This is a genomic window from Allobosea sp. CRIB-10 (assembly GCF_900112185.1).
In the GTDB taxonomy this organism is placed as follows: Bacteria; Pseudomonadota; Alphaproteobacteria; order Rhizobiales; family Beijerinckiaceae; genus Allobosea.
The window spans coordinates 1-13,703 of sequence record NZ_FOKP01000046.1; the positions used below are offsets into that span (position 1 = coordinate 1).

Genomic DNA, 13,703 nt, shown 5'->3' on the forward strand with positions numbered 1-13,703 from the left:
CGTGAAGGGGTCGAGGGGCAAGATCTCGGCGGAGGAACCGGTCCCCGCGCGCGATCATGACCATGCCGTTCGAATGTTCGAGCGCTTCAAGCCGAGCCGCGCCGGCGTCGTCGCGTTCCGCCGCACCGGCGATCCCGCAACGGGAGAGTGGGAGGACGCCGTGATCATTGCCCGGCACGGGATCGTCTCGACCGAGGTTGATGCCATGACCGATGCCAGCGAAGAGGAGTTCGACAGCTGGGGCCTTGGCGAAGGCGCCTTCAAGGTCGCTTGAACTGTCGAGGGCGGCTGAAAAGCCGCCCTCAAGGCCTGGTTAAATCGCTCGACATCCAGAGGCACGAGACGTCGCCAACGGGACGATAGCAGAACAATCCGGACCAAACCGCCGTGTCCTCGACGAAAAGCATGGTTCCCTTGCTCACGACCCGGCACTTTCCGGCGATAACCGCAGCTCCAGCCAACTTTTTAAAGGCTTCGTGATCGCCAGAATTGGCAATCTTGGCTATCCGATCTTGGAGTTCTTTTTCCATACAGCCGAGCGCATCTCTCTTTGAGGGTTTGGCGGACTGCGCAAAGACAGTAGTGGCGGACAGGCACGTCGCGATCATCGCACCGACGACCCAACCAAACCCGATGTGACTTGTCTTCATATCTTCCCTCCAGCCCAAACGACCCGGCCGGCGATCTTGAGCGATCGCGCCTCCGGCTCCGAGAGCACCTCGGTCTCATAGCGCGGGTTGTCGCTGATCAGCGTCACCCGCCCTTCCATGCCGCGGCCAATGCGCTTGATCCGCACGTCGTTGTTGTGGACCACGACGAAGATCGCGTCGAGCCGAGGCCTCTGCCACCGGATATCCGCCAGGCAGATCGCGTCCTCCTTGATCGTCTCCGTCATGCTGTCCCCGCGCGAGTCGAGGAAGCGGGCGAACTCCACTGGAAGGTTGAGTTGGTCGAGCCAGCGGCGCGGAAACGGCAGGTGGTCCTTCGCGACCGGATTCGAGTTCTCAATGCCTGGGCCGGCGCTCGCGATGACTTCGAGCAGCGGGATGAACACGACGTCATCGTCGCCCTCAATTTCGGGCGATGCCCTCTGCTCGGAAAAATCCGGTCCCAACAACGGTGACCCATTCCCGCTAGCAAGCCAGTCCAAGGAGCGATTGGCCGCCTTTGCGAGAATCGCTGCTTGCCGAAAGGGGATGCGCGCCTTCCCAGCGATCCATTTGGATATCTGTTGAGTCGAGTAGCCCGTCAGTTCCGAAGCCCTTTGGCGCGTTCCGGCGGCCTCGACCACCTCCTTAAAGCGCTGCAGCAGAGCCTCATCGACCTCTTCGGCGTCTGAATCATCCGATCGTTTCGACATCAGGCTTGCCTATATCCAAAAAGATAGGTACGGTATCTTTCGTTACTCCGATGGTTAACAGAAAGCGGCCCGTGCCGCCAATTGGATAGCTGCGCATGCACCAAGCCGACATCCTTGCCGCTGTTCGAAAATCCAAGTTCCGTTTCCTGCCCGCGATTGGCGAGCGCTACGGCGTGTCCGATGTGGCTCTGCGCGCGGCGCTGCACCGCCCGCAACGCGGAGCTGAGAGGGCAATTTCTGAAGCGCTGCGCATCCCGCTTCATATCCTTTGGCCGGATCGTTGGGACGCGTCGGGCAAGCGCCTCGTCCGCCGCGGCCACAAGAGGGCCGCGTGATGGCTCTGTCGATCAAAGCAAACGTTGTCGCCGCGTTGCACGAGGCCGGCTTGAGTGCGGAGCGTGTCGCGATCGTGCTCGGCTGCTCCGCTTCAGAATGGAATACGGCGCTACACTGCAACGGCCGGGCGGTTCCGCGGGTCCAATCTGCGGTGGCCGCCCTGACCGGTCGCTCGCCAAATGAGCTTTGGCCAAACCACTACGACGGCTCGGGCGCTTTGCGGCCCGGCGTTGAGATCTATCGGCCCGGCAAGCCCAACAGCCGCAACCCCGAGCGAGCCTCGATCGAGCAGACCGTCGCGCTCCTGCGAGCGTGCGGCCATGGCTCCGCCATTCGCCTCATCCCGGTGGTCGTTCCGCGTTCGGCACGACCCCGCTCGCTTCCGCCGCTGATCTCTGTCCAGAAAGCCGCCTGATGCGCGACGCCTCCGCCTATCCCGATGCCAGCCGCGACGTCCTCGACATCTCGTCGCCTCCCTCGGCTCCCGACCACGAAATCGAGATCGAGATCGCCGCGATCGACGTCGTCGACCGGTTGCGCCTCGTCGATCGCGCCCACGTCGAGATGATCGCGGCCTCGGTGGCGGAGAGCTATCTGCACCAGCCAATCGCGGTGGCGACGACGCCGGCCGGCGGTAATCGTTACATCCTCGTCGATGGCGAGCACCGTCTCGAAGCCTTCAAACTGCTCGGCAGAACTAAGATCCCGGCTCGCATCCGCCCCCTGTCGCTGCAGGAGCGAGAGAGGCACGAGATCCATGCCAATCTGATCCGCAACGAGCTCACTGCGCTCGACCGGACCATCTTCGTCGGCCGGCTCGCCGACATGTTCGCCGCCGAGCACGCGGATGCGCGCAATGGCGGTGACCGCAAGTCGAAGAAATGGCGCGAGAAAAATCAGTTGGCCAACTTGGCCAACTGGTCGAGCTTCTCGAAGGAAGCCGCTCGCCGCACTGGTCTGGCCGAACGCTCGATCCGCCGCACCCGCGAGCTCGCCGCTGGGCTCTCCCCCGAAGCCGTCACGCTGATCCGCGGCACCAAGGTCGCCGACAATCAGGCCCAGCTGCAGGCGCTCGCCGCGCTTGATCCTGCTGATCAGGTGAAGGTCGCGCGCGAGATCGCCGAGGGGCGCGCCGCCAATCTCGCCAAGGCGAAAGTCTCGGCGGGCATGGTGCCGGCGGGCGGCGCCGTGCGTGAGGAGGATCAGCCTCTCGCCAAGCTTGAAGCGCTGCTTGCTCGCCTGTCGCCCGGCCAGCTGGAGGCGGCATACCGGATGATCCAGACCAAGGTCGTCGCAGCGAAAGCGCCGCAAACCAAGCCCGCCCGCGCCAAGAAGGGCGAAACGGCGTGAAACTCTGGCTGACCTCCTCCGAAATCGCCGATCTGGCGCTTCCGGGCATGCCGACCACGCGTCAGAACGTCGTCGAGCTCGCCAAGCGTGAGGATTGGGCGCGTTTCTCGGCCTTCTGCCGCCAGCGCGCCGGCCGGGGCGGAGGGCTCGAATACCATGTCAATCTGCTGCCGGTCGCAGCGCGCATCGCCTATTTCGGCGCCGAGGCGCCGGCTCCCGTCGCCGGCGAGGCGCTCCAGGCTGCGTCGGAGCCGGCCGCCGGCACCACCAGCGCCGCCACGCTGCAGCTCGACGCCCGCCTGGCCGTGCTCGGCGCGCTTCGAGCCTTCATCCGGTTGTCCGCGATGAAGCAGACGGTTGCGATCAGCTATTTCGTCGACCTCTACAACCTCGGCAGGGTCGAGATGCCGGCCTGGGCGGCCGCCATCCTGCCGCGCCTCTCGACCCGGACCGTCCTGCGCTGGCTCTCGGCTTCCCGCGAGGGCGAGACCGGCCGCCTCGCGGTCGATCGCGGCGCCGGCCGGCGCGGCCAGGGCGTGCTCGACAGTGCTTTTGACGGCGAGATCAAGCATTTCGCGCTCGCGGTGCACTCCTTCAACGAGCTCTACACCGCCCGCCAGATCCACGAGACGGTGCAGGGCGAATTCTCGGCCCGGCTCGCCGGCGAAGGGCTGGCTCTGCCCGGCCTGCGTGCCTTCGAGATTCGCTTCAAGGCCTGGAAACAGGAGTACGCCGCCGGGCTGCTGCGCATGATGGACCCTGACGGCTTCCGCTCGAAGATGCGGACCTCGGGCTCCTACGCCCATATGGCGCCGCATCTCAACGCCCTCTGGCAGATCGACGCCTCGCCGGTGGACGCGCTCTGCGTCGACGGCCGCCACTCGATCTATGTCTGCATCGACGTCTGGTCGCGACGGCTGGTCCTTTTCGTCTCGAAGACGCCGCGCTCCGAGGCCGTGCAGTTGCTGATGCGGAAGGCGATCCTCGCCTGGGGCGTGCCGGATGCGGTGAAGACCGATAACGGCAGCGATTTCGTCGCCCGCGCCACGGTCCGCCTTTTCGCCAAGCTGCAGGTCGAGGCCATCCGCTCGGATGCCTTCTCGCCCTGGCAGAAGGGCTACGTAGAGCGCCATATCCGCACCTTCCAGACCGATTGCGCCCGCATGCTGCCGGGCTTCGTCGGCCACAATGTCGCTCAGCGCAAGAAGATCGAGGGCCGCAAGGCCTTCAGCCAGCGCCTCGGCCAGGACGAGAACTCCGCCTTCAACGTCACGATGACCGGCGACGATTTGCAGGTGATCGTCGATCGCTGGGCCGACGAGATCTATGCGCAGCGCGAGCATGGCGGGCTCGGCAGGATCACGCCCTTCGCGCGCGCCGCGAGCTCGCTGCGGCCGATCCGCACTGTCGATGCCGATGCGCTCGCCATCCTTCTGATGCAGGCGCCGGACGCGCGCGGCTTGCGCACCGTCACCAAGCAGGGCGTCCGCGTCGCCGGCTGGCACTATCTCACGCCCGGAATCCTACCTGGCACGGAGGTCTTCGTCCGGCTCGATCCCGCCGACAAGGGCACGATCTGGCTCTTCGACGCCGAGGGCGACCAGTTGCTGGGTCGTGGCGTCAATGCCGAGCTTTCCGGCGTCGATCCGGCCGCGCTGCTGGCCCAGACCAGGGCGGCGCAGCGGGCGGCGATCGACGAGCAGATGGCCGAGGTGCGCACGCTGACGAAGAAGCGGGTCACCGAGCGCACCGTGCTCGACGGCCGGTTGGCCGAGGCGGCGATCGCCAGCGGCAAGCTCGTCGCCTTCCCGGCACGTTCCGATATCCACACCACGCCAGCGCTCGATGCCGGCTTCGAGGCGGCGGCGATCCGCCGCGGCGATCGCTTCGCGCCGGTACCGGTCGATGCGGCCATCCACGCGCAGATCGAGGCCGATCTGACTGTGGCCGAGGCGCCGAACATCACTCCGCTGCGAGCCGCCGAGACGCCCCACCAACGCTATCGCCGCGCCCGCGAGCTTGAGACGCGCATGGCGGACGGCGTCGAGCTGGCGACGGCGGACGCCGTTTGGCTCGGTGGCTACCGGAACACGCCCGAATACCGGGCTCACGCGACGATCGAAGCGGATTTCGGCGAGGCGGCGTTGCGTTGAGCCGCCGGAAAAAGGGCCCGCCGCTGCAACGGCGAGCCCTTCGAGAAGATGAGAATACAGAGGATCAAAGATGCAAGAGAAAGAAAAGCAGCGCTTCGCCCCGCTCAAGAATGTGACCGCCCTTTGGACGCTGGTCAACCGTCTGCAACAGCGCAACGACGACTTGCCCGGCTTCGGCGTCTTCCATGGCCCTCCGGGCTTCGGCAAGACCAAGGCGGCGATCTATGTCCACAACAAGTGCCAGGCGCCGATCCTGACCATCGGGGAGAGCTGGACCCGCAAGAAGTTCCTCCAGAAGCTCCTGGAAGAACTTCACGAGAGCAAGACCAAAGGAACGGTTGCCGATCTCACCGAGAAGGCGATCCTCCGGCTTGGCGAGAACATAGATCGCCCGCTCCTGATCGACGAGGCCGACAAGGCTATCGACAAGGGCTGGATCGAGCTGATCCGCGAGCTCCAGGACAACAGCAACACGCCGATCATCCTAATCGGCGAGGAAGAGCTCGTCTCCAAGCTTAAACCGACGCCACGCGTGCATGATCGCGTGCTCGACTGGGTTCCGGCGCAGCCTTGCGATCTGGATGATACGCGCAAGCTCGCCACGGCCTACGCGCCGCAGCTGCAGATCGCCGACGATCTGCTGGAGCTGGTGCGGATCGAAAGCGGCGGCGTCGCGCGGCGAATCTCGACGACGGTTTCCCACATCCAGGAGTTCGCTCAGACGGCCGGTCTGACGAGTCTGAACCGCTCGAACTATGGCGGCCGGATGCACACCGGCAGGGCGCCTGCCGTGCGTTACGAAGATGATATCCGCAAGCTCGTTCTCGCGGCGAGGGCTGCGTGATGGTCAGCGCCGCCCGCCTTCCCGACGACGCGCGCGCCATCGCCTGGCGGACGATGCGCGTCCTCAGTGCCGAATATGGCCAGTTCACCGTGGCGACGATCGCCGCTCTGGCGCCGGCCGCTTATCCGCCGATCGCCGAATGGGTGCAGTGGCTCCATCGCGAGCGCGTGCTCGACATCGTCGGCTCCGGCACATACGGCCCGACTTACGCCGTCCAGGTGCAGGGCGATGCCCCGCCGCTCGGCCGCATGACCAATGGCCGCGGCGCCCAGCAGCAGCGCCAGATCTGGGCTGCGATGCGCAAGATGCGCAGCTGGAAGCCCGACGGCCTCGCCGATGCCGCCTCGACAGAGGAATGCGAGGTCACCGCGCATGCCGTGCGGACCTATAGCCGCTCCCTCCAGAAGGCTGGCCTGGTCGAGGATCGCGGCGGCCTCTGGCGCCTGAAGCCTTCTGCCGACACCGGGCCGCGCGCGCCTGTGGTCGGAACGGCTTTCGTCTTCGATCTCAACAGCGGCAAAACCGTTAACGTTACCGATCCGGAAACGCCTCGGAGGGCCGCATGAGCGCTCCGAAGGTCGACCAGATCGAGCGCGCCCGCCGCGGCTGGGGTGAAACGATGCCGCCCGAGATCCGGGCGCTCGCCGAAGCCTGCAAGGCCGAGAGCTCGCGGCGTGTCGCCAAACGCATAGGCTACTCCGACGCGACCGTCTCTTTCGCGCTCGCCAACAAGTATCAGAATGGCGACCTGCCCAAGCTCTTCGCCCGCATCCGCGGCGCGCTCATGGGCGAGACGGTCGAGTGCCCGATCCTCGGCGAGATCACCAAGGATCAGTGCCTGGACAACCAGGGCAAGCCTTTCAGCACCGCCAATCCTGCGCGCGCGCGGCTCTATCGCGCCTGCCGCCGCTGCCCCAACCGCCAGCAGAAGGACGTCGCCTGATGATCCGGTCCGGTGCCAAGCTCGCATTTCTCACCATGGTTCCGCTGGGTGGCTGGTTCGCCGGCGTGACGCTGCAATACGTCAAGCAATGGGAGGTCTACGCCTTCTTCCTGCTCGCCGGCGTCGCCCTTAGCCTGGTCGGCTGCTTCGCCTTCGCCGACCTGGAACGCGACGAGGCCGAACGCCATGGCCGCAATCTCGGCCGGGCGCCGTCCCTGCCGGGCCGGGAGGGCTGACCATGCAGGCGAAGCCTCTCTCCCTCGATCTGCGCGATATCGCCCAGCTGCTGCGCGAGCATTGGCGCCGCAGTGTCGATCTGCCGGTCGACAACTGCCTCCGGCTCGCCGAGCTCGTCTCGCTGGCGGCCCGCAAGGCCGACGAGCTGCAGGCCTGTGCCGGCGATGTCGAGGAGCTCGAAGACGAGCTGCTGCTTGTCGCCGGCGCCGCCGAGCCCGAGCCGGCGCCCTCCTATCAGGCCGCGCTGAAGGCGCAGCAGGCCGAGCTCCAGCGCCAGCTGGACGGCGGCGGGCCGGTGCATGTCTCGCGTCCCGGCCTCGCCGCCCTCGCCATGCCGATCGGCGAGACGAACGTCGTCAGCTTTCCGCGCGCCCCGCACCCGTCCCTCGATGGCGGAGGCGACGCGGCATGAGCGAGCGTCACGTCACCTTCGACATGATCGTCCAGGCGGTCGGCGCCGTCGCCGGCGTCAGCCGCCATGAAATCATGGCTGCCGGCCGCACCACGGATGAGCGTGCCCATCTCCGCTTCGCCTGCTGGTGGCTCGCCGACAAGATGACGGCGCTGGGCCTGACCACGATCGGCCGCCTCTCCGGCGATCGCGACCACTCCACCATCGTCCATGGCCTGCGCCGGGCCGAGGAGCTGCGGGCGTCCAGCGAGAGCTTCCGGCTCTCGACCGACGCGCTGCTCGGCACGCTGCAGGCGCTGGAGCGCGCCGGCCTGCTGCGCTTCGCCGCCTCGATCGACCCGCTCGCCGCCGCTCGCCGCGTGCTCTCGGCACCCGAGCGCGAGGCCGTCCGCGTCTCGATCTACGAGATCGTCGCCATGTCCAGGCTCATCGTCGAGCAGGCCGATGGCGAGCCGTCAGAACCCAACCAGGAGACCGAACATGCAGCGTGAGATTGCCGCATCGCGCGAGATTGCTGGCAAGGCCATCTATGCCGCCCTAGCGAAAGCTGAATTCGCGCCGTCGCGCATCGTCCCATGGGGCGAGCTCGACCAAGAGGACCGCGAGCGCTGGTGCGCCGCCGGCGAGGATATGTTGACGGAACTCGGCCTCGCTGCCCTCGCCGCGGACGTCTTCGGCAAGCAGCAGGCGATGAAGGCCGGCGTCATCGAGGTCGGCGGCGAGAAATTCATGCGCGATGCCAGGGGCAACCTGATGGCCCACGGCACGATCAAAGCGCAGCGTCAGCTCGAAGACGAGATGGTGCGCAAGGTCATGTTCTACGCCCGCGCCCTGTCCGATCAGATCCGGCGCTTCAAAGGCCACACCTTCGAGGATCTCGCCGCATTCCAGTCGCTGCTGGAGCAGCAGTACGGCGTGCCGCCGAGCGACGGCAAGGGCAACTGCACCTACACCTCCTATGACGACACCTTGAAGGTCGAGGTGAAGATCGCCGACCAGATCGCGTTCGGTCCGGAACTGCAGGCCGCGAAGCGCCTGGTCGACGAGTGCCTCAAAGAGTGGGGCGCCGACAGCCACGAGGCCCTGCGCTCGCTGGTGAACCGCGTCTTCAGCGTCGAGAAGGAAGGCCAGATCAACCGCGGCGAGCTGTTCTCGATGCTCGCCATGGAGATCGCCGACGAGCGCTGGCAGCGCGCCATGGACGCGATCCGCGACTCCATCCGCGTGATCGGCACCAAGGCCTATCTGCGCTTCCGGTTCAGGAATGCGGACGGCGCCTGGTCGACAATCTCCCTCAACGTTGCATCGGCGTGAGGGTGCGATGAGCGACAGCACCTCATCCTGCAACTGCATCGACGTCGTCGATGCGAAGCTCGCCGAGCGCAACACGCGCCTGGTGCGAGCCATCACCCTGCGGCCGTTCGGGACCCACCTCATGATCGCGACCGAGATCATCGAGAAGAAGCGCGGCGCCCGCGCCGTCGGGATGTTCCCGACGTTCTGCCCCTTCTGCGGCGTCGCCTACGAGCCGGCGGCGCAGCCCGAGACCGCGGAGGCCAACTGACATGGCAGCCGCGCCGCAATACTGCGCCGTCACGATCCGCGGCGAGCATTTCCTCCTTCGACTGAAGGAGGGCATGCGCGTTCTAGAAATCCTCTCCCGCGCTGTCCCGCTTGAGCGCACCTACACCGCGCAGCGGCCGCATTGGCGCATCAGCGAGGCCGAGGCTTGCAAGGTCGAGATCGAAACCCTTCGAGGCGGTGACGTCGACCTCGGCCCCACTGCGAGCCATCGCGCGGCGGGCCGGGCTCGCCTTATCGAACAGGGAGGCCGCTGACATGTGGCTTCGCGGCAGCACCTTCAGCCATGTGCCGGCGCCGGTCGATGACTTCGCGAGGGAGGCCCTCATTGAGGTCCGGACCTTCGATCACGAGCAGGGCGAGCTCTGCTTCAAGGCCCGCGTCGTCAGCCGGTCCAGCGTCTCGCATCTGCGCGTCCGCGCCGATGACGGGCTGATCTTCATCGTGCCGGCGGCCGACTGCCGGCTGCTAGATCCGGAGCGCTGACCATGCGCCGCTTTACCGAGCAGGAAGAGCGCGCGCTGGTGAAGCTGAACCTGCTCGCCAGCAACTTCAGCACGCTCGACATCACCCGCGACCGCCCCTCGACCTATCAGCGTCTCGCCGATCGCGGGCTCGCGGTGATCGAGCAAGCCCGCTGCCGCAAGCGGGCGCGTCTCACCAGCACCGGCCGGTATTTCGCCGAGCTCGTCGCCGCAAAGGCGGCTCGCGAGGCCGCGGCCACCGCTCACATTTCGAGGCGGGCATGAGGGCGCTCATCGCCTGTGAGCGCTCCGGGATCGTCCGCCGGGCATTTGCCGCTCGCGGGCACGATGCCTGGTCGTGCGATCTCGTTCCGGCGGATGACGGCAGCAATCGCCACTACGTCGGCGACGCGCGCGATCTGCTCGATGATCGCTGGGACTTGCTGATCGTCGCCCACCCGCCCTGCACCCGCCTGTGCAACAGCGGTGTTCGCTGGCTCTCGACCCCGCCCCCCGGCCGCTCGCTCGACGATATGTGGCGTGAGCTCGATGAGGGCGCCGCGCTCTTCTCGGCCTTCTGGAACGCGCCGATCGAGCGCATCTGTGTCGAAAACCCGGTGATGCACCGGCACGCCAAGCTCCGGATCGCGAATTATCGCGAGCCGGCCCAGAGCGTGCAGCCATGGCAGTTCGGCCATGGCGAGGTGAAGCGCACCTGCTTCTGGCTGAAGAACCTGCCGCCGCTCCAGCCCACGCTGATCGTTCCGGGTCGTGAAGCGCGTGTGCACCGTCACACCGGCTGGGGCCGTCGCGGCCTCGATCGAGGGCGCGAGCGCTCGCGCTTCTTCGCCGGCATCGCCGACGCCATGGCGAACCAATGGGGCGATCTGGATGGCCTCAGCCCGTTCCAACGCGAACTTTTCGAGGTGACGGCATGATTGCCCAACGCTTCTCCTTCGACCAGCTCGCGGCGGCGGCCGAGCGCGAGGTTCGCTTTCGCGAGCGTGTCTACGCCCGCCGTGTCCAGGACCGGAAGATGACCCGGGAGAAGGCCGCCGACGAGATCGCCATGATGAAGGCGATCGCCGAGCACCTGCGCCTTCAGGCCGACCGTGACAGCCTGTTCGGGAGGCCGGCATGACCGACACCCCGAAGAAGATCTCGCTGCGCCAGCAGATCGAGGCGGTCCGCTTCGCCGAGACCCGCCAGCGCACTCTCATTGGCGGCGACACCCTGCGCGAGCTGCGCCCGCCCCGCGAGGCGGAATACGACATGCAGCGCCTCGGTTCCGCCGCCCGCACGCTCGAATGGCTGCAGCAGCACGAGGACGAGATCCGCGCCTTCCTGACCCTGCCGGCAGATGCCCGCGAGGCCGTGCTCCGCCATGGCATGACGATGGGTCAGATGTGCCTGGAGCTGGCGAAGCGCGAGGCGATCGCCAAGGCGGGAGGCCCTGTTCGCTGATGGTCGCCTATTCCTTCAACAAGCGCTTCGTCGAGCCGATCGCGACCGGCCACCCCGCCACCGGCGTCGTCAAGCGCCAGACCATTCGCGCCGATCGCGCGCGCCATGCCCGTCCGGGTGAGCTGCTGCAGATCTACCAGGGCATGCGGACGAAACACTGCCACAAGATCATCGCCGATCCCGTCTGCGTCGCGGTCGAGCCGGTCCGGATGGCGCTCGCCGGCATGTGCTACGTCCATTTCCTCGGCCGCGACCAGTTCTTTCATGTGCCGCGCCAGCTCGACGATTTCGCGCGCCGCGACGGCTTCCTTCATTGGGCCGAGCTGCAGGCGTTCTGGCACGCCGCACATCCCGAGTCCTCCGACCCGGAGGCGCGCTTCACCGGCGTGCTGATCTGCTGGGAGCCGGCGCGATGACCTGGCGCTTCGGCTCTCTCACTCCGATGTCGTTCGACTTCGTCATGGTCGATTTCCCATGGCGCTTCGAGGCATGGGGCACGGCCGGCAAGAACCGAAAGTCGCCCGAGGCGCACTACAAGACACTCTCGATCGAGCAGTGCGCAGCCTTCCCGATCGCGGATCTCGGCCGCGGCGATGCTCTGTTCTGGGTCTGGGCGACGCACCCCATGATCGACCAGCAGGTCGCGCTCTGCCGCCGGCTAAACCTCAACTTCGTCACCACCGGCGTCTGGGTGAAGACGACGGTGAACGGCAAGCTCGGCTTCGGCACGGGCTATCGCCTGCGCTGCGCCTCGGAGCCTTTCATCATCTGCACGCTCGGCCGGCCCGAGTCGGTGCGGAACATTCGCACCGCCTTCCTGGCGCCGATCGGGCGACACAGCGAGAAACCGGCCGAGGCCTATGACATCGCCGAGCGGATGATGCCGCAGGCGCTGCGCCGCGCCGACATTTTCTCGCGGCGCACCAGGCCGGGCTGGACCGCCTGGGGCGACGAGGCCGGCAAGTTCGACAGCGAGGCCGCCTGACCATGACGCAGCGCCCGCAATCATGGCGAGACTTGAACGCCGACGAGCTCCGGCAGCTTCTGGAATGGCGCGAGCCATTGTTCACCGTCGCGGATTTGCTCTTCGCGCAATGGCTGTTCGCAGGAAAGAAGACCGACGCAGCCCGAACAGCGGAAATTGAGGCGGAGTCCGCCTATCTCGATGCTTGGCAGGCCTGGATCAACATCCGCACCGGCAAGACGCTCCTACCCAGCGAGGCGGCCGAGAAGCGCCGCGATCGCTGTCGCATTCGAGTAGCCCGTGCCGAGCGCGAGCAGGAGCGGCTCTATGCCGCCTACCGCGCTGCCGCGGAGGCCGCCTGAGCCATGTCGCGCTTCTTCGGCTCTCGCCCAGCCCCGTCCGATGCCGCGCCGTTGATGGCGCTGCTCGCGCGCGCCGAGCTCGCCGAGATCAACGAGAAGCGCCAGCGGCTGATGTCGGTGATCGAAGGCGTGAAGCCGCGCCGGTCGACCGTCCTTGAAACCGAGTTGAAGCGTCTCACCCGCCGGGCGGTCGAGCTGCAGGGCGTGATCAGAAAGGCCGGTCTATGAGCCATCCCGGCATGCTCGCCAAGATCCACATCGCCAGGAAGGATCTGTCGCTCGACGAGGACGCCTATCGCGGCCTGCTCCGGCGCGTCGCCGGCGTCGCGAGTTCGCGCGATCTCTCCGACAGCCAGGCCGACGCCGTCCTCGCCGAGCTGAAGCGCCTGGGCTGGAAGCCGAAGGCCGCGACCAGGGCGCCGGCGGAGCGCGCGGATCTGCGCATGGTCTATGCGCTCTGGGGCGCGCTCCATGCCGGCCCGCTCGATCGCGAGGCCCTGCGCAAATGGGTCCAGCAGCGCTTTTCGGTCTCGGCGCCGGAGTTCCTGAAGCCCGCACAGACGCGCGAGGCGATCGAGCAGCTCAAAGCCTGGCAAAAGCGCCTGAAGGACCCGGCCCGATGATCCGCGTCACCGACCACGCCCTGGTCCGCTTCCTGCAGCGCTCCGGCGCCGCCGATGTCGAGCAGCTGCGCTGGACGATCGCCGCGGGCCTGGAGCGCGGCCGCCGCGCCGCGGAGCGCATCGGCCTTGTCGACTATGTCATCGTCGCGGACGGGTTGAAGTTCGTCGTCGAGGCCGGCGTCGTCGTCACCGTGCTCGATCCCGGCATGCGCGCCAAGCAACGGATGCGCCGGCGATGACGCGCCGCGGCTGGCCAGACCTGCCGGCTCTGCTCGCTGAGATCGCCGATGTCGTCGGCATCGACGCGGCGCTGGCGATCGCCGAGGCCAAGGGCGGGCAGGCGGTCTCGATCCCCTCGCGCATGGCCGATGATCATTGGCTGGTGCGGGCGATCGGCCGCGACAAGGCCTTGGCGCTCTCGCATCATTTCGGCTCGGGCGTGCGCCGGGTGCAGCTGGAGGTCCCGCTCGGGCCGAGCGGCTCCTATCTCGCCGACCGCCGCCGCCGCGCCCGCCTGGTCCGCGAGGCGCTGGCCGAGGGCACGACGGCCAACGAGGCCGCGCGCCGCGCCGGCATCACCCGGCGCAGCGTCCACCGCCAGAAGGCCCGC

Annotated in this window: 28 protein-coding genes; 26 read left to right on the forward strand and 2 right to left on the reverse strand. The window is 67.2% G+C overall.

Going from position 1 to position 13,703, the window contains the following annotated elements:
• Positions 1–274, forward strand: a 274-nt coding sequence (locus BMZ69_RS29950; protein ID WP_092163672.1) for a hypothetical protein, incomplete at its 5' end; no start/stop codon positions are given.
• A gap of 28 nt (positions 275–302) precedes the next feature.
• Here the strand turns inward: BMZ69_RS29950 and BMZ69_RS29955 are convergent.
• Both BMZ69_RS29955 and BMZ69_RS29960 read right to left on the reverse strand, forming a co-directional pair.
• Positions 303–650 (reverse strand): hypothetical protein, encoded by a 348-nt coding sequence (locus tag BMZ69_RS29955; RefSeq protein WP_092163673.1) that lies wholly within the window; start codon positions 648–650, stop codon positions 303–305.
• Complete coding sequence (locus tag BMZ69_RS29960; RefSeq protein ID WP_092163674.1) at positions 647–1,360, reverse strand: LexA family transcriptional regulator; 714 nt, start codon at positions 1,358–1,360, stop codon at positions 647–649. The genes BMZ69_RS29955 and BMZ69_RS29960 overlap by 4 nt, the downstream gene beginning before the upstream one ends.
• A 95-nt stretch (positions 1,361–1,455) precedes the next feature.
• Between BMZ69_RS29960 and BMZ69_RS29965 the strand changes: the two genes are divergently transcribed.
• From BMZ69_RS29965 to BMZ69_RS30085, 25 genes are all read left to right on the forward strand, one after another.
• Complete coding sequence (locus BMZ69_RS29965; protein ID WP_092163675.1) at positions 1,456–1,695, forward strand: helix-turn-helix domain-containing protein; 240 nt, start codon at positions 1,456–1,458, stop codon at positions 1,693–1,695.
• Complete coding sequence (locus BMZ69_RS29970) at positions 1,695–2,111, forward strand: helix-turn-helix domain-containing protein (protein ID WP_092163676.1); 417 nt, start codon at positions 1,695–1,697, stop codon at positions 2,109–2,111. The genes BMZ69_RS29965 and BMZ69_RS29970 overlap by 1 nt, the downstream gene beginning before the upstream one ends.
• Entirely contained in the window at positions 2,111–3,046 is a 936-nt protein-coding gene (locus BMZ69_RS29975) for a ParB/RepB/Spo0J family partition protein (protein ID WP_092163677.1), read from the forward strand. The genes BMZ69_RS29970 and BMZ69_RS29975 overlap by 1 nt, the downstream gene beginning before the upstream one ends.
• Positions 3,043–5,199 (forward strand): DDE-type integrase/transposase/recombinase, encoded by a 2,157-nt coding sequence (locus BMZ69_RS29980; protein WP_092163678.1) that lies wholly within the window; start codon positions 3,043–3,045, stop codon positions 5,197–5,199. The genes BMZ69_RS29975 and BMZ69_RS29980 overlap by 4 nt, the downstream gene beginning before the upstream one ends.
• Positions 5,200–5,269: 70 nt before the next feature.
• Complete coding sequence (locus BMZ69_RS29985) at positions 5,270–6,043, forward strand: AAA family ATPase (RefSeq protein WP_092163679.1); 774 nt, start codon at positions 5,270–5,272, stop codon at positions 6,041–6,043.
• Positions 6,043–6,609 carry a hypothetical protein gene (locus tag BMZ69_RS29990; protein ID WP_092163680.1) on the forward strand — a complete coding sequence of 189 codons (567 nt, stop codon included), beginning with the start codon at positions 6,043–6,045 and terminating at the stop codon, positions 6,607–6,609. Before BMZ69_RS29985 ends, BMZ69_RS29990 begins: the two co-directional genes overlap by 1 nt.
• Positions 6,606–6,986, forward strand: coding sequence for a hypothetical protein (locus BMZ69_RS29995; RefSeq protein ID WP_092163681.1), 381 nt, complete (start codon positions 6,606–6,608; stop codon positions 6,984–6,986). Before BMZ69_RS29990 ends, BMZ69_RS29995 begins: the two co-directional genes overlap by 4 nt.
• Positions 6,986–7,222: a hypothetical protein gene (locus tag BMZ69_RS30000; protein WP_092163682.1), complete on the forward strand. Its 237-nt coding sequence runs from the start codon at positions 6,986–6,988 to the stop codon at positions 7,220–7,222. The genes BMZ69_RS29995 and BMZ69_RS30000 overlap by 1 nt, the downstream gene beginning before the upstream one ends.
• Before the next feature lie 2 nt (positions 7,223–7,224).
• Positions 7,225–7,635 carry a hypothetical protein gene (locus tag BMZ69_RS30005; RefSeq protein WP_092163683.1) on the forward strand — a complete coding sequence of 137 codons (411 nt, stop codon included), beginning with the start codon at positions 7,225–7,227 and terminating at the stop codon, positions 7,633–7,635.
• Positions 7,632–8,126 carry a helix-turn-helix domain-containing protein gene (locus BMZ69_RS31825; protein WP_175507045.1) on the forward strand — a complete coding sequence of 165 codons (495 nt, stop codon included), beginning with the start codon at positions 7,632–7,634 and terminating at the stop codon, positions 8,124–8,126. Before BMZ69_RS30005 ends, BMZ69_RS31825 begins: the two co-directional genes overlap by 4 nt.
• A complete protein-coding gene (locus tag BMZ69_RS30015; protein WP_244543623.1) occupies positions 8,116–8,949 on the forward strand; it encodes a DUF3164 family protein in 834 nt (277 codons plus the stop codon). The genes BMZ69_RS31825 and BMZ69_RS30015 overlap by 11 nt, the downstream gene beginning before the upstream one ends.
• Positions 8,950–8,956: 7 nt before the next feature.
• A complete protein-coding gene (locus tag BMZ69_RS30020; protein WP_092163684.1) occupies positions 8,957–9,199 on the forward strand; it encodes a hypothetical protein in 243 nt (80 codons plus the stop codon).
• A gap of 1 nt (position 9,200) precedes the next feature.
• Positions 9,201–9,473 carry a hypothetical protein gene (locus tag BMZ69_RS30025; RefSeq protein WP_092163685.1) on the forward strand — a complete coding sequence of 91 codons (273 nt, stop codon included), beginning with the start codon at positions 9,201–9,203 and terminating at the stop codon, positions 9,471–9,473.
• A 1-nt stretch (position 9,474) separates the two neighbouring features.
• Entirely contained in the window at positions 9,475–9,702 is a 228-nt protein-coding gene (locus tag BMZ69_RS30030; protein WP_092163686.1) for a hypothetical protein, read from the forward strand.
• Positions 9,703–9,704: 2 nt separating this feature from the next.
• Positions 9,705–9,965 carry a hypothetical protein gene (locus tag BMZ69_RS30035; RefSeq protein ID WP_092163687.1) on the forward strand — a complete coding sequence of 87 codons (261 nt, stop codon included), beginning with the start codon at positions 9,705–9,707 and terminating at the stop codon, positions 9,963–9,965.
• Positions 9,962–10,618 (forward strand): hypothetical protein, encoded by a 657-nt coding sequence (locus tag BMZ69_RS30040; protein ID WP_092163688.1) that lies wholly within the window; start codon positions 9,962–9,964, stop codon positions 10,616–10,618. Before BMZ69_RS30035 ends, BMZ69_RS30040 begins: the two co-directional genes overlap by 4 nt.
• Entirely contained in the window at positions 10,615–10,821 is a 207-nt protein-coding gene (locus BMZ69_RS30045) for a hypothetical protein (RefSeq protein WP_092163689.1), read from the forward strand. The genes BMZ69_RS30040 and BMZ69_RS30045 overlap by 4 nt, the downstream gene beginning before the upstream one ends.
• Positions 10,818–11,144: a hypothetical protein gene (locus BMZ69_RS30050; RefSeq protein ID WP_092163690.1), complete on the forward strand. Its 327-nt coding sequence runs from the start codon at positions 10,818–10,820 to the stop codon at positions 11,142–11,144. Before BMZ69_RS30045 ends, BMZ69_RS30050 begins: the two co-directional genes overlap by 4 nt.
• Complete coding sequence (locus tag BMZ69_RS30055) at positions 11,144–11,560, forward strand: ASCH domain-containing protein (RefSeq protein ID WP_092163691.1); 417 nt, start codon at positions 11,144–11,146, stop codon at positions 11,558–11,560. Before BMZ69_RS30050 ends, BMZ69_RS30055 begins: the two co-directional genes overlap by 1 nt.
• The gene (locus BMZ69_RS30060) at positions 11,557–12,129 is read left to right on the forward strand and encodes an MT-A70 family methyltransferase (protein WP_092163692.1); all 573 of its coding nucleotides are present in this window, start codon (positions 11,557–11,559) and stop codon (positions 12,127–12,129) included. Before BMZ69_RS30055 ends, BMZ69_RS30060 begins: the two co-directional genes overlap by 4 nt.
• Positions 12,130–12,131: 2 nt before the next feature.
• Positions 12,132–12,470 (forward strand): hypothetical protein, encoded by a 339-nt coding sequence (locus BMZ69_RS30065; protein ID WP_092163693.1) that lies wholly within the window; start codon positions 12,132–12,134, stop codon positions 12,468–12,470.
• Between the two features lie 3 nt (positions 12,471–12,473).
• Positions 12,474–12,698: a hypothetical protein gene (locus tag BMZ69_RS30070; RefSeq protein ID WP_092163694.1), complete on the forward strand. Its 225-nt coding sequence runs from the start codon at positions 12,474–12,476 to the stop codon at positions 12,696–12,698.
• An 11-nt stretch (positions 12,699–12,709) separates the two neighbouring features.
• Complete coding sequence (locus tag BMZ69_RS30075; protein ID WP_175507046.1) at positions 12,710–13,093, forward strand: regulatory protein GemA; 384 nt, start codon at positions 12,710–12,712, stop codon at positions 13,091–13,093.
• The gene (locus BMZ69_RS30080) at positions 13,090–13,332 is read left to right on the forward strand and encodes a hypothetical protein (protein ID WP_092163696.1); all 243 of its coding nucleotides are present in this window, start codon (positions 13,090–13,092) and stop codon (positions 13,330–13,332) included. Before BMZ69_RS30075 ends, BMZ69_RS30080 begins: the two co-directional genes overlap by 4 nt.
• Positions 13,329–13,703: hypothetical protein (locus BMZ69_RS30085; protein ID WP_092163697.1), on the forward strand; the 375-nt coding region annotated here is incomplete at its 3' end. The genes BMZ69_RS30080 and BMZ69_RS30085, both read left to right, overlap by 4 nt.